Source organism: Vibrio sp. Isolate34 (assembly GCF_022397915.1).
Lineage (GTDB): Bacteria > Pseudomonadota > Gammaproteobacteria > Enterobacterales > Vibrionaceae > Vibrio.
In genome coordinates this window covers 76,292-99,644 of sequence record NZ_JAKEUO010000001.1, presented here as the reverse complement: position 1 = coordinate 99,644, position 23,353 = coordinate 76,292, and the positions used below count along the sequence as shown (strand labels likewise).

At 44.7% G+C, this 23,353-nt stretch carries 20 protein-coding genes and 1 pseudogene; 12 read left to right on the top strand and 9 right to left on the bottom strand.

Annotated elements, in window-relative coordinates; genetic code table 11:
• Positions 1-41 precede the first annotated feature (41 nt).
• Positions 42-1,385: a sigma-54 dependent transcriptional regulator gene (locus L1D22_RS00450; protein WP_239828341.1), complete on the bottom strand. Its 1,344-nt coding sequence runs from the start codon at positions 1,383-1,385 to the stop codon at positions 42-44.
• 284 nt (positions 1,386-1,669) lie between these two features.
• Here L1D22_RS00450 and L1D22_RS00445 point away from each other — a divergent pair, with 284 nt between their 5' ends.
• From L1D22_RS00445 to L1D22_RS00420, 6 genes are all read left to right on the top strand, one after another.
• Positions 1,670-2,227, top strand: coding sequence for a DUF1439 domain-containing protein (locus tag L1D22_RS00445; protein WP_239828340.1), 558 nt, complete (start codon positions 1,670-1,672; stop codon positions 2,225-2,227).
• A 203-nt stretch (positions 2,228-2,430) separates the two neighbouring features.
• Positions 2,431-3,993, top strand: coding sequence for a glutamate synthase-related protein (locus L1D22_RS00440; RefSeq protein WP_239828339.1), 1,563 nt, complete (start codon positions 2,431-2,433; stop codon positions 3,991-3,993).
• A gap of 250 nt (positions 3,994-4,243) precedes the next feature.
• A complete protein-coding gene (locus L1D22_RS00435; RefSeq protein WP_239828338.1) occupies positions 4,244-4,765 on the top strand; it encodes an NAD(P)H-dependent oxidoreductase in 522 nt (173 codons plus the stop codon).
• Positions 4,766-4,951: 186 nt separating this feature from the next.
• Positions 4,952-5,392 carry a redox-sensitive transcriptional activator SoxR gene (gene soxR / locus L1D22_RS00430; RefSeq protein WP_239828337.1) on the top strand — a complete coding sequence of 147 codons (441 nt, stop codon included), beginning with the start codon at positions 4,952-4,954 and terminating at the stop codon, positions 5,390-5,392.
• Between the two features lie 142 nt (positions 5,393-5,534).
• Positions 5,535-5,915: a VOC family protein gene (locus tag L1D22_RS00425; protein WP_239828336.1), complete on the top strand. Its 381-nt coding sequence runs from the start codon at positions 5,535-5,537 to the stop codon at positions 5,913-5,915.
• A 131-nt stretch (positions 5,916-6,046) separates the two neighbouring features.
• Positions 6,047-6,466, top strand: coding sequence for a globin (locus tag L1D22_RS00420; protein WP_239828335.1), 420 nt, complete (start codon positions 6,047-6,049; stop codon positions 6,464-6,466).
• Positions 6,467-6,584: 118 nt separating this feature from the next.
• Here the strand turns inward: L1D22_RS00420 and L1D22_RS00415 are convergent, their stop codons facing one another.
• Positions 6,585-7,352 (bottom strand): hypothetical protein, encoded by a 768-nt coding sequence (locus L1D22_RS00415; protein ID WP_239828334.1) that lies wholly within the window; start codon positions 7,350-7,352, stop codon positions 6,585-6,587.
• 147 nt (positions 7,353-7,499) lie between these two features.
• Between L1D22_RS00415 and L1D22_RS00410 the strand changes: the two are divergent.
• Positions 7,500-8,264 (top strand): annotated as a pseudogene (locus L1D22_RS00410) (sulfatase-like hydrolase/transferase); the annotation flags it as partial.
• A 68-nt stretch (positions 8,265-8,332) separates the two neighbouring features.
• On the opposite strand, the gene L1D22_RS00405 reads toward L1D22_RS00410, so the two are convergent.
• The 4 genes from L1D22_RS00405 to L1D22_RS00390 form a co-directional block, all read right to left on the bottom strand.
• Positions 8,333-9,358: a LacI family DNA-binding transcriptional regulator gene (locus L1D22_RS00405; protein ID WP_239828333.1), complete on the bottom strand. Its 1,026-nt coding sequence runs from the start codon at positions 9,356-9,358 to the stop codon at positions 8,333-8,335.
• 250 nt (positions 9,359-9,608) lie between these two features.
• The gene (locus L1D22_RS00400; protein ID WP_239828332.1) at positions 9,609-10,715 is read right to left on the bottom strand and encodes a porin; all 1,107 of its coding nucleotides are present in this window, start codon (positions 10,713-10,715) and stop codon (positions 9,609-9,611) included.
• 248 nt (positions 10,716-10,963) lie between these two features.
• Complete coding sequence (locus tag L1D22_RS00395) at positions 10,964-11,980, bottom strand: nuclear transport factor 2 family protein (RefSeq protein WP_239828331.1); 1,017 nt, start codon at positions 11,978-11,980, stop codon at positions 10,964-10,966.
• Positions 11,981-12,105: 125 nt separating this feature from the next.
• A complete protein-coding gene (locus tag L1D22_RS00390) occupies positions 12,106-13,410 on the bottom strand; it encodes an MFS transporter (RefSeq protein WP_017104144.1) in 1,305 nt (434 codons plus the stop codon).
• Positions 13,411-13,758: 348 nt separating this feature from the next.
• Here L1D22_RS00390 and L1D22_RS00385 point away from each other — a divergent pair, with 348 nt between their 5' ends.
• Positions 13,759-15,300, top strand: a complete 1,542-nt coding sequence (locus L1D22_RS00385) for a sodium/solute symporter (RefSeq protein ID WP_050634745.1) — start codon at positions 13,759-13,761, stop codon at positions 15,298-15,300.
• Positions 15,301-15,326: 26 nt separating this feature from the next.
• Positions 15,327-16,697, top strand: a complete 1,371-nt coding sequence (locus tag L1D22_RS00380; RefSeq protein ID WP_239828330.1) for an L-serine ammonia-lyase — start codon at positions 15,327-15,329, stop codon at positions 16,695-16,697.
• Between the two features lie 113 nt (positions 16,698-16,810).
• On the opposite strand, the gene L1D22_RS00375 is transcribed toward L1D22_RS00380, so the two are convergent.
• Complete coding sequence (locus tag L1D22_RS00375) at positions 16,811-17,296, bottom strand: Lrp/AsnC family transcriptional regulator (protein ID WP_239828329.1); 486 nt, start codon at positions 17,294-17,296, stop codon at positions 16,811-16,813.
• 122 nt (positions 17,297-17,418) lie between these two features.
• Between L1D22_RS00375 and L1D22_RS00370 the strand changes: the two genes are divergently transcribed.
• Entirely contained in the window at positions 17,419-18,018 is a 600-nt protein-coding gene (locus tag L1D22_RS00370; RefSeq protein WP_017629766.1) for a LysE family translocator, read from the top strand.
• Positions 18,019-18,169: 151 nt separating this feature from the next.
• Here L1D22_RS00370 and ahpF read toward each other — a convergent pair whose 3' ends face one another.
• Complete coding sequence (gene ahpF, locus L1D22_RS00365; protein ID WP_239828328.1) at positions 18,170-19,762, bottom strand: alkyl hydroperoxide reductase subunit F; 1,593 nt, start codon at positions 19,760-19,762, stop codon at positions 18,170-18,172.
• Positions 19,763-19,961: 199 nt separating this feature from the next.
• Positions 19,962-20,519: an alkyl hydroperoxide reductase subunit C gene (gene ahpC, locus L1D22_RS00360; protein WP_017629768.1), complete on the bottom strand. Its 558-nt coding sequence runs from the start codon at positions 20,517-20,519 to the stop codon at positions 19,962-19,964.
• 489 nt (positions 20,520-21,008) lie between these two features.
• Between ahpC and L1D22_RS00355 the strand changes: the two genes are divergently transcribed.
• Both L1D22_RS00355 and L1D22_RS00350 read left to right on the top strand, forming a co-directional pair.
• Positions 21,009-21,500, top strand: a complete 492-nt coding sequence (locus L1D22_RS00355) for a VOC family protein (protein WP_008220945.1) — start codon at positions 21,009-21,011, stop codon at positions 21,498-21,500.
• A gap of 307 nt (positions 21,501-21,807) precedes the next feature.
• On the top strand, positions 21,808-23,184 hold the full coding sequence (locus tag L1D22_RS00350; protein ID WP_239828327.1) for a nucleobase:cation symporter-2 family protein: 1,377 nt from the start codon (positions 21,808-21,810) through the stop codon (positions 23,182-23,184).
• The last annotated feature ends 169 nt before the right edge of the window (positions 23,185-23,353 follow it).

Here is a 23,353-nt window from a genome sequence, read left to right as displayed (position 1 = left end):
TTAGGTTGCTTTTTTGTTAGGTAATTAATTAACTAGACGACTTAAATTACTATTTGGTGTTTTTTAATTAGCTTATACAAGGTTGTCCGAGAAATAGACAACGCTTTAGCAGATTGGGAAATATTGTAGTGGTGTTGCTGAATCACTCGACGAATATTTTTTGAGGAAAGTCGTGTGTCAGTCTCTGTATCGGGCGACGCATCTTTCAATTGGATCCCCATATGACGAGTAGAGAGCACGTTTGAATTAGAAAGAACAATCGCCCTTTTTATGCAGTTGAATAACTCTCTGACATTGCCCGGCCAATGGTACTGTTTCATTTGCTCAAGGGTGTCACTAGGCAGTTTGATTTTGGACGCGTAACTGTGCTTCAGTTCAAAGCGAACCAAATCTTCAATGTCTTCCTTGTGATCATTGAGTGGTACTAGGTCCAATGGAAGTACATTAATCCGATGAAAGAGATCCTTTCGAAATTTACCCGCAGCAACGGCTTGTTCGATATTGACGTTGGTGGCGAAAATTACACGGCAATCTACGGGCAATTGGTTATTACTGCCGAGTCGTTCTATCGAACTATTTTCTAGAAAGTGGAGTAGGTAAGTTTGCAGCGACAGTTCAAGGTCGCCGATCTCATCCAAAAATAGTGTGCCACCATTCGCTCTTTCCACGTGTCCGACGTAGCGTTTGTTTGCTCCTGTGAATGAGCCTTTTTCAAAACCAAATAACTCGGAGTGAATCAGTGACTGTGGAATTGCGCCACAATTTACTGCGATAAAAGGTTTCTGGCTGCGAGCTGAGGCTTCATGTATTAAACGCGCACATAGGCTTTTTCCTGTTCCTGTTTCCCCTTGAATCAGTACTGGAAAATCGTTGTTAGCGATCTTAGTTATTTTCTTTTTAAGTTGTTGGATGGTGTTGGATTTCCCCACCAATTGATATTTATGGCACGAAGCAGGCTTAGGCTTGTTCTGTTTGGTGTCTACCATGCCATACGCATGCCCTAAATTTCGACAAAGCCACTCTATATCAATTGGTAGATGGTAATAATCCCAATAGGTTTGCTTAATGAGCGATAAGTTTCGGCTTGGTGGTTGGTTGAAGATAGCGATTGCTTTTAAACTTGGAAAGCGTGCCTTCAACGTTGATATTTGCTCACATTGCTTGTCGACCGAGGATGATGTTAGACAGGAAACGACAATTGGTGCGCAGCTGTTGCTGCGGGAATTGAGCAAGTGAATGGCTTGTTCAGTCGTTTCTGCAATTTGAGCTTTCCAGTTATGGAGGCGCAGTTCTCCCGCCCACTGATTATGGTGCAGGCATGTTGAGTTACATAGCAGAACCACAGAACGAATTTTAGGTTCAGGTGATACTCTCTTTGATGGCATTGTGCTCACTCTTCATGTTTCGACTCCATGATGAAACCTACAGTAAGCCCCCTAAATATCCCATAAGCTTAGAAGAGTTTAATTAATTCGACTACACAAATTTGACGTATTTGAACTAACAAATGGCGTTGTCTTAAGCAGGAAGGGCAATCAGGTGCTTTACTTACTGATATTTGTGCTTATTAATTAAAGGTATTCACGGATATCGTGTTTTTACTGTTTTATTTATTGATGATCACACAGTAAACTCCGCGCTAATCACTAACGATAAAGAGCTGATATTGATGATAATTAACGTAGCAAAAAAGTTCATTTTAGCAGCGTCTGCACTAGTTCTAGGTGGTTGTGTCAGCTACAGCGTGACTGAGCAAGAGATGACAGAATATCTTGCTGATTCAGTCATGCTTGAACAAGAGGTAGGTGTACAAAGCGTGATGTATGCGCAAGTCGCGGTCGATGATCTACAAGTAAAAATTGGCCGATCAGATGAACAGCGAGTGTCAGTGCTAGCGAACACCAATGCAAAAGTTCAAGTCTTCAATATGCCGAATATGGGGTTGGACCTAGATTTAGAATTCAGCGCGATTCCTGAATATGACAAGGAAAGTGGTGAAGTGTACTTAAAGTCATTGCGACTAGAGCGCTTTGAGGAGAAGGGAAAGCAGCTTTCTCCTGAAATAGAGAAATTACTCAAACCCGCCGTGTCGATGATCGGCTTTGCTTTGTCTCAATCTCCAGTCTACAAACTCGACAGCAATAAGGTTCAAGAGTTGTTGATCAAGTCATCAGAACCTAATCTGGTAATCCGAGATAACAAACTGGTCATTGAGCTGTTTGATTAATCCCACATACATAAGTTTCTACTAAGCTATCACACATAATGGCTGCCTATTGGGCGGCCATTTTTCTTTCTATTGAGTTGGTTCACTAACCTTATCTAATAGGTCATTTATTGAATTAGCAGCGTATCTCACCTTTACTTTACTCTTGTGAGCAAGTCATCGCTTCAGTCATCAAATCATAAAAAAGAAAAGGTGAACGAACTATGAAGAGTCCGGTAATCGCGGATAACAAACCCGTCAAAGTCGAGCTGACAGAGGGAGACGAATATTACTTCTGTACCTGTGGGAAATCGAAAAGCCAACCGTTTTGTGATGGTTCTCATGCCGGTACGGGTTTCAAACCGAAAAGCTTTGTCGCCGAAGAGAGCGGAGACGCCTACCTTTGCCGCTGTAAGTATTCCAACAACCTTCCTTTTTGCGATGGCACTCATAAACAGTTCACGACGGAACAAGTTGGGCAAGAAGGCCCAGAGGTTCACATTCAAGCGGCAGCGCCAGATTTGTCTCCTGCAGCTTCTGCAACCAAAGAAGAGCCTACCGTGGAGTTTATTCACCAACTGGCGCGTGATGGTTTATCCAAGGTCGGTCATCATGGGCCAATGACCTCTATGGGCGTGCCAAGACACCTATTACCTCACTGGGACGACATTCAAGTGATGGTCGCACAAATGGCCACCAAGCCTTTGCTAGAAAATGTGCCCGTTGGTACGGAACTGATTATTGGCCCCAAAGCGAAGAAGCCGCTTAAATTGGACATCTCTTTGTTTGTGTCTGATATGAGTTTTGGCTCGCTGTCTGAAGAAGCGAAAGTCTCATTGGCGAAAGGTGCCGAACTCGCAGGGACGGGCATCTGCTCTGGTGAGGGTGGTATGTTACCTGAAGAGCAAGCGGCGAACTCTCGCTACTTTTATGAATTAGCCAGTGCTCAGTTTGGTTACGATGAAGCTAAACTCAAAAACGTTCAAGCCTTTCACTTTAAAGGCGGGCAGGGTGCCAAAACCGGAACGGGCGGGCACTTACCGGGCGCGAAGAACATAGGCAAAATCGCGGAAGTGCGTGGCATTGAAGCGGGTACGGCAGCGATTTCTCCACCCACCTTTGTCGACCTTAAAACGGTCGAGGATTTTAAAAAGTTCGCCGATCGTGTTCGAGAGGTGACAGGCGGCATCCCGATCGGCTTTAAGTTAAGTGCCAATCACATCGAAGAAGACATTCAGTTTGCGCTTGATGCCAGTGCCGATTACATCATTTTGGATGGGCGTGGTGGCGGTACAGGGGCTGCGCCAGAAATGTTCCGTGACCATATCAGTGTTCCCACTATTCCAGCACTCGCACGTGCCAGAGCTTATCTCGATAAACAAGGGGTCAGTGACAGAGTCACATTGATCATCACTGGCGGTTTGCGCGTGCCGATAGACTTCGTGAAAGCGATGGCGCTTGGTGCTGATGGTGTCGCCATCTCAAACAGTGCCATGCAGTCGATAGGGTGTGTGGCAGCGAGAATGTGTAACACCAATAATTGCCCGGCGGGTATAGCGACTCAAAAGGCCGATTTACGCCAACGCTTAAATGTCGAGAAAGCATCGAATCAGCTTAAGAACTTTTTCGAGGCCTCGACAGAATTAATGCAAGTGATGGCGAGGGCGTGTGGGCATGATCATTTGAATCAATTTAACCCTCATGATTTGGCAACATGGAATCGCGAGATGGCAGAGTTATCGGGCGTAACTTATTCGGGTATCAGTTCATTAAATAAACTTAAGTAAATAACCTTTCGATAAAGCACACCCACTGCATTTGTGGGTGTGCTTATTTTTGCCAGTGTCATACAACGCCATACTTCATCCATCGTAATTATCTGCTTTATATACGCTTTTAAATTATTTTCTATTTTTTAAAAAATATCGCTTTATCTAAAGTTAACTTTAGGTTTTATCATCCTCCCCAATCTAAAAACATAAACAATCACCTTGTCACTTTTAAAGAAATGTTTCTAATAAAATTTGAGGATAAATAATGAAAGTATTAGCGATTGGCGCGACCAACAGTACAACATCAATTAACCAACAGCTTGCAGCGTACACCGCAGGTTTAGTCGAAGGTGCACAAGTCGAGGTGCTCGACCTTAATGACTTTGAGATGCCAATTTACAGCGAGAAAAGAGAGCAAGACTCGGGCGTTCATCAACACGCTCAACGCTTCTTCGAGAAGATTGGAGAGTCAGACGCGGTCGTCATCTCTTTTGCTGAATACAATGGTTCATACACCGCGGCTTTTAAAAACGTATTTGATTGGGCATCGCGCATCGATATGAAAGTGTACCAAGGCAAACCTGTGGTTATGCTGGCTACCTCTCCGGGCCCGGGCGGTGCGACTTCGGTGTTATCTTCTGCGGTTAGTTCTGCGCCTTACTTCGATGCCGATGTTAAAGGTTCAATGTCTGTTCCTAGCTTTTACGATAACTTCGATATGGAGATTGGTGAGATGACCAACCTAGACATGATCGACAATCTTAAGATGATCATGAAAAAGATCTGAATATAAGATTTATATTTCAAACTAAGCCAAATCAGCCATTATTGGCGGCTGTTTTTGCTAAAGATAGAGATGTTTTTCGTGGTATGAACGCAATGTAATCAATAGAACTAAACTTAAGGCTAACTTTAGCTATAATCGAAAACGGATTCTAATCTATCAGCAATACATTCAGGGAAGTAAACAGACATGAAAAACATCGTGTATTTAACGATTGGTCAACTCTCGGAGCGCAGCGGTGTTGCACCTTCTGCGCTGCGTTTTTACGAGACCAAAGGGTTAATTGCCTCTATTCGGACTAATGGTAATCAGCGCCGTTATCAATCTGCGATGCTGCGTCGAATCGCCTTGATTCAAGTCGCCCAGTCAATAGGGTTTACGCTTGAAGAGATCACCGAAGAGTTGTCTAGTTTGCCGATGAACCACACCGCAACCAAGCGTGATTGGGATCGAGTGGCGAAGAAGTGGAAAGGACAACTCGACAGCAAAATGGCACAGATCCGCTCGCTACAAGAGAACCTAACAGGGTGTATTGGTTGCGGCTGTTTGAGCATGCAAAAGTGCCATCTATTAAACCCTGAAGATATCCTGCATGACCAAGGGCAGGGCGCTCAACGTATTGTTGATTAGCTTCAATTTCGTCTGAACATCGAACTCAATTCTATGTGTGTTATCAATGAATAGAGCAGTGATGGTAGGGATATCTCGTCTAGACAAATTGGAATTAAGGGTCTAGTTTAGGATGTTCTTTCACTATAAGAAGAGGTTAGTTATGTTCAGCCATGTTTTTCTTGGAACCGAAGATATTGAACGCGCGAAGTCTTTCTATGACCCAATCATGAAGGTGCTTGGTTACAGCGCAGGTACTGTTGACCCTAAAGGCCGCTGCATTTACGTGAGCCAAACCGGTGTATTAGGTTTAACCAAACCGATTGATGGCCAGCCAGCAACGCACGGCAATGGTATGACGATCGGCTTCCTAGCCTCTTCTCCTGAGCTGGTGGACGAATGGCACCGAGTTGGCGTAGAAAATGGCGGAACGAGTATTGAAAACGGCCCGGGTGCGAGAGGTTCTGACGAGCGTCGACTTTACATGGCTTACTTGCGAGATCCTGATGGAAACAAGATCTGTGCAACTCACTTTATGCCTTAGTTATCCTTACTCCTCAGTTCACGTTATGCCTCAGTTCGGTTTAAGGCATAGTTCATTTTATGCCACAGTGGCGTATAATTAAGTCATCTCGGTTGTTCAGGGCGAACAAACCATTGCAAAGGATTGGCTAGATGACACCAAACGAACTGTTTTATGAGAGCTTTGAGCGTTGCAGAATCGACCAAGAATTCCTAGAAACATTCTTGGCTGATTTCTGTGAGCATAATCCTAGGTTTTCAGAGCGTTTTGAAAATATAGGGCTGGAGCAACAAACTAAGATGCTCAAGGCTTCCATCATCCTCATTTATAATTCAGCTGGGTTGCCCAGTGTGCGCAATTCCGTGAAGCGACTCGGAAAGCAGCACAAAGATTTAGGAATGGATATCTCTGAGCAAGAGCTTAATGAGTGGTTTAAATCATTGCTCAATACGGTCAAGAAATACGATCCTCACTACAATGATCAAGTCGAACAAGCATGGACAGAAACCCTCGAAGTTGGCCTTAAAATCATGAAGCAAGAGTGCGTGGTTCCAAGCTCTGTAAACAGCTAGATTCTTGATTAGTTATTCTCTGTTTTGCTTATTCGCTATTTAAAAATGGCAGGAGCGCAGAAAGGATGATTTTGTAAGGTAAGCCTGACGCTATCAGGCTTACCTTTTTATTGTTTGACTAGAAGTGCGCAGCCCAACCGACTAAGAAACCTTGTGATGCCGTGTCATATTCAAAAGCCCCTTTGTTTTCGTAGTCCACCCAAGTCGATTTATAAGCGAGATTTAAGTCCGACCAATCATTAATCTGATAGCGAGCACCAGTTAGTAGCGACGAGGTAAAGTCGGTATCACTGCCAAGCCCCATATCTAAGCTTGTGTGTACTGTCCAACTTTTGTTGAGTTCTTTCGTCCAACGAACGCCTATCAGGTAATCAATCCAATCTTCTTCCAAAGATCTTGAATTCAGCGTCGTCCCACTGTTTGTATAGAGTTTGGAATCAATATCGTTGTCCCACCAACGTAATCCAACCATGTAGTCGATATTACCGATATCATATTGGTAGCGCTTGAAGCCTTTTACTTCTAGTACCCCTTGTCTGATCTCAAGCTTGCCGTTGAGAAGTCCGGTGTTGCCGATGATCGAATCAGACTTAGCACTGAGATCCATAAAGCTGTAGTCAAGGTAATATCCCCACTGATTTTCGTAAATCCCCTCAAGACGAAGCATGGCGCCCATATCCAGATTATCCATGATGAAAGCAGGATCAACATCCACATCGCTAGATAGGCCACCAATAGTTGTATCGCCTCGAATATTCAGAGCTTGAGCATAGATCTCAATGCTGTGCTGCCATTTTTTTGTGCTCGTTTCTGAGCTTACCTCTTGGGCAGTAACGGTTGAACTGACAACTAACATTGGTGCGATTAGGTAATGCCATTTAGCCATATTGATATCCCTATATTCGATGTGAAACTGCGCCTTAATGAATGATTAGATCTTTGATTTACTTTGCTTATATGCAACTTGTATATCCCTGATTGTAGACTATGTTTTCTCTAAAGAGCTAAATTTTGAGAGTAAGAGTAAGAGTAAGAGTATGAAGCTATGCTTGGCCAGAATGGGTGGGGATTGCAAGAAGTGGTGATGAAAGATCTCGATGATCACGTTGGTGAGATGCTTGCCAAAATGGAAGAGCTCGGCATTGCAGACAACACCATCATCATTTTCACTGCCGATAACGGCCCAGAGATCATGACTTGGCCAGATGGCGGTATGACACCATTCCATGGCGAAAAAGGCACAACTTGGGAAGGCGGCGTTCGCGCTCCTGCACTTGTGAGCTGGCCGGGTAAAATTCCTGCAGGTACTGTAGGCAATGGCATCTTTGATGGTATGGACTGGTTACCCACTCTGGTTGCTGCGGCTGGTGGTCCAACGGATCTTAAAGAGAAAATGCTGAAAGGTCACGATGGCTTTAAAGCGCACCTTGATGGTTACAACCAAGTGGACATGTTGACAGAGAAAGGCGAGTCAAATCGTAAAGAGATCTACTACTACGAACGAGATCAGCTGCAAGCGGTTCGTGTTGGTGATTGGAAGGCGCACTTCATCGTGCAAAATCACGGTTGGAGTGGTCCTAAAGAAGCGCTAAACGCACCATTACTGTTTAACTTACGTCGTGACCCATACGAGCGAGCGGCAGAAGAGTCGGGCATGTACCTAAAATGGATGGGACAAAAAATGTGGGCATTTGGTCCTGCACAAGCTGCTGTCCAACAACATCTAGCAACTTTTCAAGAGTGGCCTCCAGTGACGCCTGATTCTCCGGCAGAGAAGACCGGTGGTGTAGGTAACTAGTTAAATATCATAAAAAATCCCGCTCACACTGAGCGGGATTTTTATTTGAATGCGTCTTAACGTTGGTTCTATTTTAGCGTCGTGTTTCGTTCAATGAACTTCACTGGCACCATCAGTTTAACTAAGCTGGTGTCTTGCTCTTGAATCTGGCTAACGACAATTTTCACTGATTCACGTGCAAGGCGTCTGAAATCTTGCTTGAAGGTAGTGAGTTGGTAGTTCAACCATTGAGTCTGCGGGATATCATCAAAACCAATCACTTGAAGATCTTCTGGAATACGCAGGTTGAACTCTAAGCGCGCCACATCCATTACCGCCATCGCGAGGTTATCTGTCGCACAGAAAATCGCTTGAGGATGTGTGGGTTCTGAAAACAGAGTCCGAATGGTATCTAGTGCATCAAGGTAGTCATAGTCAGCTTCAATAACACGAGCTTGCTTGCCAGTGAGATCTTCGAATTCAGAGCAAAAGCCCGATTCACGCTCGCCGTTGGTGTAGGTTGGTACGTTACCTGTCAGGTAAACCGCTGACTTTGTTCCTACGTTATGTAAATGCTGAGCGGCGACTTGGCCAGCGGCGTAGTTGTCACTCACCACATGGCTACTCTTCGTCCCTTCAACAACACGCGCGAACTGAACGATAGGGATGTCGAACTCTTCACACTCTTCATAAAGCGACTTATTAAAGGTCGCGGAAGCAGCAATTACGCCATCAACTCGGTATTGGAAGATATTGGGAATCGAGTGGTTGTCGTTCCCATCAACTTGCCAAGGAATCAATACCGCAGAGTAACCCTGCTTTTGTAGCTCAGTAGAGATAAGCTGCAGAGTTTTCATGTGGATAGGGTAGTCGGCATCTGGGAAAACTAAGCCAATCAATTTGGACTCATTTGTCGTCAGACTGCGGGCAAAGGCATTGGGACGATAATTCAACGATTTTGCTGCATCGAACACTTTCTGCTTGGTCTTTTCAGACACTGAACTGCCCGGGACAAATACACGAGATACAGTTGATTGAGAAACGCCAGCAAGTTTAGCGACATCTTTAGAGGTGACGGTTGGCTTTGACGCCGTGGAGTGTTTTGGAGAGCTCATAGACCACACTTTTGAACCAAATTAACTGCGCACAGAGTAACATATTTAGGTGCGTACTCATAAAGTAATACCAAGGAATGATATGAAAAATAAGGAATAATGACTATTTTGAATTTGATGTTGGGTATAACCCATTCTCTGTATTGGTAAAACAGTAGGATTTCAGAGGAAATGACAAAAAAGCTCTGCGTAAGAGCAGAGCTTTAGATTACGAATTTACCCATAAAATGAGCAACATACCGCTATATCGTTAGAAGTAGTAACGAATACCTGCAGCGAACTGGTCATCGCTATTTTCGTAATGGTTACCAACAGATTTGTCGTTACCATTATCAAACTGGTATTCCGTCCAAACTAAGAACTTATTCTTCTTAAAGTGGTACTCAAGGCCAGGAATAATAAGCTGGCGCTCGTAGCCGTTTGCGTTGTCGTCGGTATCCGTTAAGTAGTTCACGTTAAAGGTTGGACGCAGACCGTTTTCAAAGTGGTAGTAAGTGAAGAATTCGGCACCGCGGTGGTCGTAGAATTCAGCTTGGCTGGTGGTTTCCCAGTTTGAACCTTGGCTGTAGGTGAAACCAACGAATAGACCGTCATTGGTATAGTTAACACCTAATAGACCAATGCGTTGTGTATCACCATCTTTGATATTTTTAACGCCCGCATCGACATCATCAAACTCATTCTGGTGGTAAGCTAAACCAATCGTTAGGCCATCCATAACAGTGTACAGCGTTGATGCGCCCATACCGTTTTTCAGCGTTGCTGTTAAGCCGTCAGCTAGACCAACATCTTCGCGAGTGGTTTGGTAAGTGAAGCCGTATTTCCAGTTGTCGCTAATGCTGTTGCGGTAAGTAATCGAGTTCTCGGCGCGACCTGTACCTGACGCAATACCCCAGTCAGATAGGTTGTAGTAACCAGAACCACGCGAACCGAACACTCGACCCATATCGGTAAACCAAGCCACATCGTAAAAAGTAGACCATTGCTTAGTACCTGCTGCGATCTTGCCGTATTTGTCGTGCTCTACGCCTGCGTATAGAAGTCGGTCGTAAATATTGTCGCCGTTAGCACCTGAGTTGTAACCCCATTCAGCATGGCCAAAGCCAGTCCAGCCGTTATCGAGTCCCATTTGACCTTTAAGGCCGAAACGAGAGCTACCGCTGTTCCATTCTCCGTTATCTTTTTCCCAAGCATTGGTATCTGAGTTAAAGACTTCACCTTTGTCTTGGTAACGAACGTCGAAACGACCGTCTAAAGTAAGGCTATCGCCCGCGTCATTGGTAAAAGTGTGTGCAGCAAAAGCAGAACCCGAGGTAAGTGCTGTCAGGATCACTGCTGAAAGAATCGACTTTTTCATTGTAATTCTCTTTATTCAGGCCGTAGAAAGCCACCGTGCTTTCAAGCCCGTTATATTGGTAATGGTTTGGCAGGGTGTACCCCATCCATGAGGCACGAGTAGATTCAGTTATTAGCGGAGCAATAATGAATTGGTTGGAGCACTTACTAGGAGCGAGAAGGGTCTCCCAGTAAGCGTGGCAACCTAAATCAGATGTCTATTTAGGTTGCCACTATTTCGTTTCAATCTTTTGGATTAAAGCGTATCGATTACAGCGTTGGGTTCATGATGGTTGAAGTGCGTTCGAACACATCTAGACCTTGCTGTTGCAGCCAGTAAGGAAGGTCGATAAGAACCCAGTTCTCAGACAGCTTGTCACCGTCACGGTAGTAAACGTCAACTACTTGCATGTTTGCACGTACTTCACCGCCTGTCATACCAAGGAAGCCACCTGTTGGTGTGTTTGATAGGTTTGGCCAACCGAAGAAGCAAGAGAAATTGCCTTCAGCGAAACGACAAACGTGGCCGTTGAACTTCTTGTCTTTCAGGTTGTTACGGAAAGGAAGTTGGTGCTGTTGTTGGTAGCGAGGAATTGTGTAAGACGCGCCGATACCACATGGGCCGTACCAAATCATGTCTTTTGACCAGCTCTTCGCTAGTACTTCTGGTGGGCAACCCATCGCGCCGCTGTCGTTAAGAGCAGACAGGTCATCAACCATTTTGTTTACTAGAGCAAGTGTCGCAACACCTTCTTCTGGAGCCGCGTCTTCGAATAGCAGACCATCGTGGTTGCGTGGACCAGGGTATACGAAGTGCTTACCAGTTGATGGTGGAAGTGGGTAGCAACCCGCTTGATCCATCATGCCTAGAAGGTCTAGGAACAAGCCTGTCTTAGTGATTTTGCCATCAACAACGCAGTTAAATTCTGCGTAGCGAACGTTCATGATCTTGCCAGTTGGGCGCATGCCTAGGTATTCAGCGTCGAATAGACCCATGAAGTGACCCATGCTCATTACCCAAATCTCATCTGGGTTAACTTCGTTGTTACCACCGATGAAGATGTCTTGACGACGCTGCATGCGAGTCATTGACTTCATCATTGGTGCCCAGAATAGGTCAGCAGCTGCTTGTGCGCCTTCTTGTTCACGGAATGGGTAAACACCGCGCCACAAGTAATCTTCAGAAGTGTGTGCTTTTAAAACTTCAGCAACGTTCTCGTGAGTTGCGTTTTCCATTGCATCGAAGTATTCACGAACAATGCGTTTAGCTTCTTGATATTTAGACATAATAATTTCTCTTTGTGTTGTCGAGTCAACATTCGGAACAGGACTCGATTTGGATTTTGTTACCGGCTGACTTATCAGCCGGCTTTAAATTTTTCGTATTTGAACTTCAGCGTATGAGTGTCGAATTAAGCTTTTGCTGCTTCAGCTTTTTTGCTCTTATCGAAGACGCCACCTTTAAGAGTTTCAGGCAGTGTTAGCCATAGTAGACCGGCGATAATCCATACGATTGGTGAGCCCCACATTGCTGTTTGTAGGTCGGTACGCTCTTGGATGAAGATAAGAACCATTGGTGCCCACATGCCGATAATACGACCGCCATGGAATAAAGCTGCACCATAGCTACGCAAGCGTGCTGGGAACAATTCAGAGAAGTAACCGCCCCATACTGCAGAAGCAGACAGGCCGAAGTTGTAGATAAGACCTAGAAGAGCCAGCATGTTTAGGCCACCAATCATCATGTCGCCAGGTGCGACAAAGAAGATAGAAACCATGATACCTGCGAGGATGAAACCGAACGCGTTGATCTTACGACCGTACTTATCTGCTGCCCATCCCCAGAACCAAGCACCGAAGAGTGAACCAAATGCTGAGATAGAGAAGATCAAACCGATGGTTGCACCATCAAACATACGAACATCTTTCAGGTAGGTAGTTACAAAGCCACCGAAGAATTGGAATCCGTAGAAGTTAAGACCAGAAAGAAGTAAACAAGTAATCGTAATTTTGCGGTAAGGCTTGCTTAACATCTCACCCCAAGAACCTTTTTTAGCTTCGGTTACTTCCCCAGCTGCATTGGTTGTTGTTTGTTGATCTTCTTCACCGTAGGCGATCACTGTTTTGTCGCTTGGTAATACAAAGATCATTAACGCTGCTGCTACAAGCGGTGGAATACCACCTACCCACATTAGGCTCTGCCAAGGTGCATCAACACTTGTAATGAAGGCTGCGTAAGCGCCCATTGCCACTAAAGCAACAGAGAACATTGAAGAAGCAAAAGCAGTCAACTTACCGCGAACCGTTGGTGTAAATAGGCCAATCATCAAAGATACAGCTACAGTGAAGTAACCACCTAAAGACAGTCCAATGATGAAACGCATTGCAGCCCAAGTAGCGTAGTCGGTAAACATCATGTTGATGATGGTTGCACCACCGTTTAGTGCCGTAATTGCTACTAGTGTGGACTTCTTGCCGAACTTGGTTGCGAACCATGCACAGCTCAGTGCACCAATCAGAGCACCAACCGACTGCCAAGTGTAGAACTGAGCGGTATCAGAAAGGCTAATACCAGCATATTCTTCCACAATGTATGGGCGTACGTAGTCAATAATTACAAAGTTATAACAATAAAAAAAGTAACCTACTAGAATTGCTAGATATGCGGCTACCCTTTGAATCATAGGAACTTCGCTCATGTGTTTTTTAATGGTCATGACCGATAAACCTTTATTTTATATAGGGTGGTTTTGGTTTTAATTATTGTGTGTTGATTATTTAGCTTCATCACACCGTCTTCATTTCGGGAGAGATAATAGAATTTTTGTGGTTATTAGATCCGTGATCAAAGTCAATTTTAAAATGAGTGCGTACCCATTTTGTGTATTTTGGTGATCTAGATCTCATTTGATCGCGTTTTTGTGCTTTGTGGGGCGATTTGAGTGTTTAATCGTCTATCTTAGTGATAATAGTCACACTTACTGTGGGTTTTTGAGGGAAAATATCCATTTTTGAGTACTATTGGCGGCGAATGATTTGCGACATACAATAAACGGAATCTAAAAATGGTTACGTACTCAAGTTTTGTGGTTATTGCTCTTTATGTACTAACTACTTTGTTTATCAGCTACTTAGTTAATAGGCGCTATAGCGTCGGTGGCGACTTTTCGACTGGTGGAAAACAGTTTGGTTGGTTTACGGCAGGTGTGTCGATTCTTGCAACCTACATCAGCGCAATGACGTTCGTTGGCATGCCGGGCTGGGTTTATAGCTCAGGCATGGAAGCGATGAGCGTACATTTGAACTATCCAATAGTGATCTTTTTCACTGTGCTTTTCTTTGTTCCGGTGTTTTACAAGCTCGGCCTAACCTCGATTTACGAATACCTAGAGCACCGCTTTGGCGTTGTTGCTCGCACGATCAATTCCATCGTGTTCATTGTGGTTCAGTGTATTTCGGCAGGGGTTATTTTGTATGCGGTTGCGCTGATCTTAGTGCAAGTGCTGCCGGTGAGTATCTCTGAGGCGATCATCTACATCAGCGTATTTACTGCGTTGTATACCTATGCGGGGGGGATCTCGACAGTAATCTGGACTGACATGCTTCAGTCAGCAGTGTTGATTATCGGCAGCATTGCGATCTTTGTTTTATTGCTGATGAAAATCGATGCGGGCGAGGTGTTGTCTCCTGAACATTTGAATATCATCAACCTCGATTTTGACTTAGGCGTCGATACCACATTGTGGGCAGGCGTAGTGGCTGTGAGCTTCTTACACCTGAGTGTGTATGGCACTAACCAACTGATTATTCAAAGAACGTTGGCGACTAAGTGTGTTAAAACAGCGCAAAAGTCGATGTTACTTTGTGGCTACGGCGCGTTCTTTGTTTATCTGTTCTTTGCTGTGATGGGGGTGCTGTTAAGTGTCTTTTATCAAGACAGCAGCTTTGAAAACAGCAACGAAGTGATTCTCGATTTTGTGTTTAACCATACCAACCCAATCATTGTTGGTTTGGTGATCTCAGCACTTTCGGCAGCGGCCATGTCGACACTGGATTCCACTTATAACTCAATGGCGACGGTCGCAACGTTCGATTTCTATAAGCGATTTTTCCGCAAGAAAGCCTCTGACGCGCACTATGAATCGGTTGCTAGAAAAATGAGCCTTGTTGCTGCAGCGTCGGTTGTTGTGCCTGCATTACTGGCTGTTTCTAATGAATCAGTGCTTAAAACGATTGCGAGCCTAACCTCTATTTTTGTCGGTATTCGCCTTGGCTCTTTCATCTTGGGTTTGTTCTTCAAACAAGCAAACGAGAAAGGGGTAATTGCGGGCAGTATTGGCAGTGTGGCCGTCGTATTCATTGCGAAATACAGCGGAATAGCTTGGCCTTGGTTTGCCTTGATTGGCACTGTGGTTTTCTTAGTGTTAGGTGTTGTTGTGAGCCGCTTCTGGGGAGAGGTAACCGAGCAACAAAATGAATTTATAGCCAAGCAAAAGCATTTGTTTGCAAAGCCTACCGCGAGTCATTACGGCTTGTTGGTCTTTGCTGTAGTGACGATCGCTGCTTGTACTGTTATCCCTGATTGGCTTTATGCCGCTCTTTCTTAATTGACCGATTCTTTACTGGTATATCTATGTTATCGATCTTTGATATCTACAAAATTGGTGTGGGGCCATCGAGCTCACACACTAACGGCCCAATGATTGCGGGTTTCCATTTCACTCAATTAGTCGCAGACAGAATCACAGAGGTGGTGCGTGTTCAGGTCGATCTTTATGGTTCGTTATCGTTAACCGGAATAGGTCACCACACCGATAGAGCAACCATCTTGGGTTTGCTTGGCAATAAGCCAGACACGATTAAGATCACCAGCGCTAATGAAGCGATGCGACGCGCTATCGACAGTGGTGAAATGCAATTGAGTGGTAGTCATGCTATCGGTTTCAATTACCAGACAGATATGTTGTTCCACGAAGATAATCTGCCTCTGCATGAAAACGGCATGATGATTACCGCTTTTGATCAAGCTGGTAAGGTGATTATCGATGAAACCTACTACTCGATTGGTGGTGGTTTTATTGCAACCGCGGATGAGCTGAAAAACGGTACCAAAACTGAATCGGTAGAGGTGACTTACCCTTTTAAGAACGCTGATGAAATGCTCAAACAAGCTGAAGACAACGGCATGAGCCTAGGTGGAATGATTCTGAAAAATGAGTCGGCCTTCCAAGATGCAGATGCGATTGCAGAAAAGGCAGACCAGATCTGGCGCGTGATGTCGCGTTGTATGGAACGCGGTTTTGAAACTGAAGGCATTCTTGATGGTGGGTTGAATGTCACTCGCCGTGCGCCAAACCTATTGAAAAAGCTAGAAGCGAATGCAGCCGTCGAAAACGATCCAATGGAAATCATGGATTGGATTAACTTGTTTGCTTTTGCAGTCAGTGAAGAAAATGCGGCTGGTGGCCAAGTAGTGACGTCACCAACCAATGGTGCCGCGGGCGTGATTCCTGCGGTATTGATGTACTACCATCGCTTCATTAAAGAGTTGGATACCAAGCAACTCAAAGATTTCTTAGCGGTGTCGGGTGCGATTGGTATTTTGTACAAAACCAACGCTTCGATTTCAGGTGCCGAAGTAGGGTGCCAAGGTGAAGTAGGTGTGTCATCTTCTATGGCGGCTGCAGGTTTAACGGCGCTGCGCGGTGGTAGTAACGAGCAAATTTGTATTGCTGCAGAGATTGCGATGGAACATTCACTCGGTATGACGTGTGACCCGATTGGTGGCTTAGTACAAGTACCGTGCATTGAACGAAATGCGATGGGTGCGATGAAGGCGATTAATGCGTCTCGCATGGCATTGAAACGCAATAGTAAATCTTTGATCTCGTTGGATAAAGTTATCGCGACCATGTACCAAACGGGTAAAGACATGAATAAGAAGTATCGTGAAACCTCTCTTGGTGGCTTAGCGCTGATTCATTTAGCTCACCCTTGTGAATAGAAAGCGTAAATAAACGATATTCGTTTCAAACAAAGCCCTGCCCCTAAGTTTCAGAAACCTAGGGAGGTGGGCTTTTGTTTTGCTGAAAGAACAGGGCAGTCAAGAGATGTGAACTAGTCCTCAAGAGGAAGTTGATAGCTGTTCTTTAATTCTTTCACTGAGATGTTGGATTGAATCGCGCTGACGCCTTTTACTCGTCTTATTGAGCTAATACGCTCAAAGTACTCTTCTAAATCTTTTGCTAACACTTGCACCATGTAGTCGGCACCGCCAGCAATGCAGTGACACATCGGAATCCAATCGGTAACGGCAACAAATTCTTCGAATGGTTCTGTGTTTTCAACTTCGTGGTTGCCTAGTGTGACTAAGGTAAAACCTGCTACGTGCAAGCCTAACTTCTTGCGGTTGAGTTTGGCGGCGTAACCGTCGATATAGCCTGTCTCTTCCATGCGTTTCCAACGGCGCCAGCATGGGGTTTCGCTGAGGTTTACCTTCTCGGCGAGCTTACTGTTGCTCATGCGACCGTCTTGTTGGATATGTCCAAGAATGGCAATATCCGTATCATCTAGCACTTCATTGGTGGATTCTTTCACTTTCATGGTGTTTTTAGAAAAAGTCTGCTCAAATTTAATTTTATACTAACGCATATAGCAATTTAATTCCTAGTCGAATCTGTAAACTCTCTCCGTATAAATACTTTACTTATTAGGAGTGAGAGGAAATGAGCTCTCAATTAATGCTGGCGTTTTTGCTATTTTCAACATCAATTGCAATTACACCTGGGGCAGGCAATATCGCATTACTTGGGATTTCAAGTCGTTATGGGTTTGCTGCGACTTTACCTTTTATCTCTGGGAACGCTTTTGGCATCATTATCGTACTGGCAGGATCCAGTGTCGGCTTGGTGAGCCTATTCACTCTTTACCCCGAGCTATACAACATTTTGAAGTACGCGGGCGCGGCTTATTTGTTGTTCATGGCGTGGTCGATTGCCAATATGCAAATCGAAGAGAGCACCACCGATAATCGTTCGGGCTTTGTGTCGGGAGTGTTGGTTCAGGTGTTAAACCCTAAAGGTTGGATTGCTTCGTTAACTGTGTTTTCTCAGTTCATCACTCCGAACGCAGACTATCTGATTCAAGTGGTGACCATTATTGCTGGCATGGTGATCACGGGTGTACCGTGCATGTTGGTGTGGGCTTATTGCGGCACTATGCTCAAAAAGTTGCTGCAATCACCAAAACAGATGATGGTGGTAAACCGTTGTTTGGGCGGAAGCCTCGCACTGGTGGTTGCCTTTATGCTTTATCAACCAGCATAAAGCGTCGCTACAAATAAAAAAACCACTCCTAAATCCATAGGAGTGGTGTCTAAATGTCGACTAAGTCGTTAACAGTAAAGAATTAAGTTAACAAATATTTAAGGAACTTGAGTTAAAAGCTTTTAAGCCTAGAAGCTTTTAAGTGTAAAGATTAAGCGGTTTCAACCTCTTTAACCGGAGCTGAGTTACGGATTAGGTGGTCAAACGCACCTAAACTTGCTTTAGCACCTTCACCCATCGCAATGATGATCTGTTTGTAAGGCACGGTTGTTACGTCACCCGCTGCAAATACACCTTTCATCGATGTTGCGCCATGAGCGTTAATCTCAATCTCTCCGCGTGGTGAAAGCTCAACCTTCGTTCCCTTCAACCATTCGCTGTTTGGCATTAGGCCGATTTGAACAAAGATACCCGCGAGTTCGATCTGTTTCAGTTCATCGGTGTTGCGGTCTTTGTATTCGAGACCTGTTACACGGTTGCCATCACCAATCACTTGCGTTGTTTGCGCCATCTTGATGATTTCGATGTTTGGCGTTGCGTTTGCTTTATCGATAAGCACTTGGTCAGCACGTAGCGTGTCTGCAAATTCAAGCACGGTTACATGCTCCACGATGCCTGCTAGGTCTATAGCAGCTTCAATACCTGAGTTACCGCCACCGATGACCGCTGTTTTCTTGCCTTTGAACAATGGACCGTCACAGTGTGGGCAGTAAGCAACGCCTTTATTGCGGTACTCTTGCTCGCCCGGAACGTTCATTTCACGCCAGCGTGCACCTGTACTTGTGATGACGGTACGAGCTCGTAGTGTTGCGCCGCTCTCTAGCTCAACGTGGATGTAGCCGTCTTCCGTGTCTTCTGCAGCAATGATGTTGGTAGCACGCTGCTCAGTCATTACTTCTACACCGTACTCTTTTACGTGCTCTTCTAGGCTAGCTACTAGCTTAGGACCCGTTGTCGCTTTCACTGAGATAAAGTTCTCAATTGCCATGGTATCCATGACTTGGCCACCGAATCGGTCAGCAACTACACCCGTGCGAATGCCTTTACGTGCTGCATAAATTGCTGCTGAAGAACCCGCAGGGCCGCCGCCTACAACCAATACATCAAACGGTGCTTGTTGGTTTAGGTTTGCCGCTTTCTTTTCTGCTGCGCCTGAATCGACTTTGTTCAATATTTCAGCCAGTGACATACGGCCTTGACCAAATAGCTCACCGTTAATGAATACGCTCGGTACTGCCATGATGTCGCGAGACTTCACTTCGTCTTGAAATGCTGCGCCGTCGATCATGGTTGTCTTAATCAGAGGATTAATCGCCGACATCATGTTGAACGCTTGAACTACTTCTGGACAGTTTTGGCATGATAGCGAGATGAAAATCTCGACATTAAGCTCTTGATCTAATTCTTTTACTTGCTCGATTACGTCAGCTTCAAGCTTGATAGGGTGACCACCACTATGAAGCAGTGCCAGTACCAGTGAGGTGAACTCGTGACCCATTGGTAAACCCGCGAAACCGATCGCAGTGCCTTTCTCTTGGTTCACGACCTGCATAATAGGACTTCGAGTGCTTGCGCTGTCATCTCGAGTCACTTCAATTTTGTCTGTAAGAGAAGCGATATCATTCGCTAGGTCTTGCAGTTTGTTTGCGGTATCGCTGTCGTCAAGGCTCAGCACTAACTGAACATTGGTTTTTAGGTTTTCTAGGTATGCTTTTAGCTGCTGCTTCATTGCTTGATCTAACATAATCGTGCCTGCTCTTAAATTCTGTGTCTTGGTATTGACCAATACCTTCTTGCTGAAAAAGGAAAATAAAAAGGGGGCGCAAGTCGGCAAATATTGTGGTGTTGATGTTTTGAAAGGGTGGCGCGCAACTGCCCTTTAGGAGGGGGGCCGAAGCGCGCCTGTAGAACCGTTTTATTTGTTCTTTTTAGATAGGCTTAGATTAAATCTTACCTACTAGGTCTAGAGATGGCGCTAGAGTCTCTTCGCCTTCTTTCCATTTTGCTGGGCAAACTTCACCTGGGTTAGCGGCTACGTATTGTGCTGCTTTAACCTTGCGTAGTAGGTCTTCAGCGTCACGGCCGATACCTTCAGCAGTGATTTCCATTGCTTGGATAACGCCTTCTGGGTCGATTAGGAACGTAGCACGGTCTGCTAGGCCTTGACCTTCACGCATAACGTTGAAGTTGTTTGTGATGTTGCCAGTTTGGTCACCTACCATGAAGTATTCGATAGTGCCAATTTTGTCAGAAGTATCGTGCCATGCTTTGTGAGAGAAGTGCGTGTCAGTTGATACTGAGTAAACTTCTACGCCGCGAGATTGAAGCTCTGCGTATTTTTCTTGTAGGTCAACTAGCTCTGTTGGACATACAAACGTGAAGTCTGCTGGGTAGAAGAAGAATACAGCCCACTTGCCTTTAACGTCTTGCTCAGTGATTTCTACGAATTCGCCGTTTTTGAATGCTGTTGCGTTGAATGGTTTGATTTCTGTGTTGATCATGTTGGACTCTCTTTCTGATTTGTAGTGTTTAACGCTATCCCGCGTCGATGGAGATATATTGCATTGGTACTGAAAATTAGTGAAATCGGACATTTCTATAGATTCAATAGGCAAATCCTATCTTTGATAGAAGAAGGCTATCGATAAAAGCTATCAACAAAAACTATTAGCAAAAGTCATCAAACATCAGCATCACCCATTGGAGGAGCTACGCTCTTTAGGCTGTCCTCTACATTTGGCTTATCTCTATTAGCGTGAACGGCTATTTCTAGTTTGAGTACCTATGTATAGCGTGAACATCTATGTAGACAGTGTTTCTTTAAGTGAGCTGAGATCTCCTATTAATCCATAAATAACGAAAAATTATCATTAATATAATTTATGATAATTTCAGTTAATCACGGTTTCTCCCTATACTCTCTTCATCGAAACGAAATACCGAAGCTAGACTTCGAAAAGCACAGAATAAAAAACGAATTGGAGAAAGTTATGAAAATGAATCACGTAGGCATCATGGTAGGCGACATGGACCAAGCAGTAGAGTTTTACACGAAAGCGCTAGGTCTAAGAATCGTAATGAACAACACCAAAGTGATGGAAGAGCGCGAATCGGCAATTGGCCGTATGTGTATCGCTGTATTTGGCGAAGGCTTCAAAGGCTTCAATATTGCTCACCTAGTCACTTCAGACGGTATCGGTGTTGAGCTGTTCGAAATGGTTGACCGTGAAGAGCGTCATAACGTTGATTTCTCTCGCCTAGGTATCTTCCACTTCTGTCTGCAGCTTCCAAAAGAGCAGTTTCATTCAGCTATCAAGCGCGTTGAAGAGTTTGGCGGTAAAGTACGCATGGATATTCACCGTTACCACCCAGAAGACGAACTAAAACAAGCACAAATGGTTTACCTAGAAGACCCGTTTGGCAACCTGTTCGAATTCTACTCTCACTCATACGAAGATACATACGCGACTGATTACGAGTAATAGGCGCTGTCTACCTGTCATAAGGTAGAAAAACCGAAACACCCCCTAAAGAGGATTGGTAGAGATACCAATCCTCTTTTTTGTGTCTGCGTTATTGAGTGAGAGGTTACGGATAAACCCGGTCAAAGGAGTGCTTTGTGTTCTCCGTTTGCACAAAAACAAGCCGTCAGTGTTGCTCTATAGTGCAGCAATGGCTAGAGATGAAACTTAACCGATTGATAAGTATGATGTTAAACCATTGGCATATATGTTGCTTTATTGCCTCTATGTAAATTGTATACAATAAAAAATACATAAAGGAAGTCACATGGAACAGAACAGTGAATTGATCTACGGATTAGACGATCGACCATCAGTCAGAGCAGCCAGCTATGCAGCGCTGCAGCATGTATTAGCAAGCTTTGTTGGCATTATCACGCCCACACTCATTATTGGCGGTGTCTTAGGATTGGGTGAACACATCCCTTATTTGATCAGCATGGCACTCATGGTGTCTGGGGTCGGTACCTTCATTCAAGCGAGAAAAATAGGGCCAGTTGGCGCAGGGATGATTTGTGTCCAAGGAACCAGCTTTGCGTTCTTAGGGTCAGTGCTAGGTGCAGGTTTTCTGGTTAAAGCGAATGGAGGCGGGCCGGATGAAATGCTCGCGACCATTTTCGGTGTCTGCTTCTTTGGTGCCTTTGTTGAAATCGTACTTTCGCGCTTTATCGAAAAACTCAAAGTGGTTATCACGCCAGTTGTGACCGGAATTGTTATCACGACGATAGGTATCTCTTTGATTAAAGTCGGTGTTACTGATATTGCGGGTGGCGTAGGCGCGGAAGATTTTGGCTCTGGAAGTAACCTAATGCTGGGTGCAATTGTGCTCGGAACCATAGTGGCACTTAACCTTAGTAACAACACCATGGTTAGGCTATCGTCTATTTTGGTCGGTTTAGTTGTAGGGTGGGGCGTTGCCATTCTAATGGGCAAAGCACCCATGGTTTCTTTTGCATCTCAACCGTTATTGAGTATCCCAGTCCCATTTAAATATGGTTTCGCTTTTGATTGGCAAGCCTTCTTACCAATTGCTTTTATCTACTTGATTACTGTTATTGAAACAACGGGTGACCTTACCGCCAACAGCATGTTCTCAGGCCAACCAGTTAAGGGGCCGAAATATATCAATCGACTCAAAGCTGGCGTGTTAGGTGACGGCGTGAACTCGCTTATCGCGGCAGTATTCAATACTTTTCCAAACACGACCTTCAGCCAGAACAATGGTGTGATTCACTTTACCGGAATCGCGAGTCGCTACATTGGCTACTTCATTGCGGCGATTCTTTTTCTATTAGGTTTATTTCCCATCTTAGGCGCGGTATTAATGACGATTCCAAAACCGGTATTAGGCGGTGCAACCTTGGTGATGTTCGGTACGGTCGCCGCAGCGGGCATCAAGATTATTGCTAATGAAAAGGTGGATAGACGTAGAATCATGACGATCGCTATCTCATTAGGTTTAGGGCTTGGAGTAATGCTAGTGCCTGACTTATTGAAAGAAGCACCCAAGCTAGCGCAAAGCATATTTGGCTCACCAGTCACGATGTCGGGTGTTGCTGCTCTTGTGATTACCGGGCTGATGTCACTGGTTCCAGAAAACAAAACCAAGCCTGTGGCAAGTTCGGTACAAACCAGTAAAGCGTAACTTATACTGCCGAGAAGACACGTACGCGACTGATTACGAGTAATCGCGCTATCTACCTGTCATAAGGTAGAAAACCGAAACATCCCCTAAAGAGGATTGGTAGAGATACCAGTCCTTTTTACAGCCAACATATCTAAATAGTTGTTTGACATAGATAACAGTGTCTATG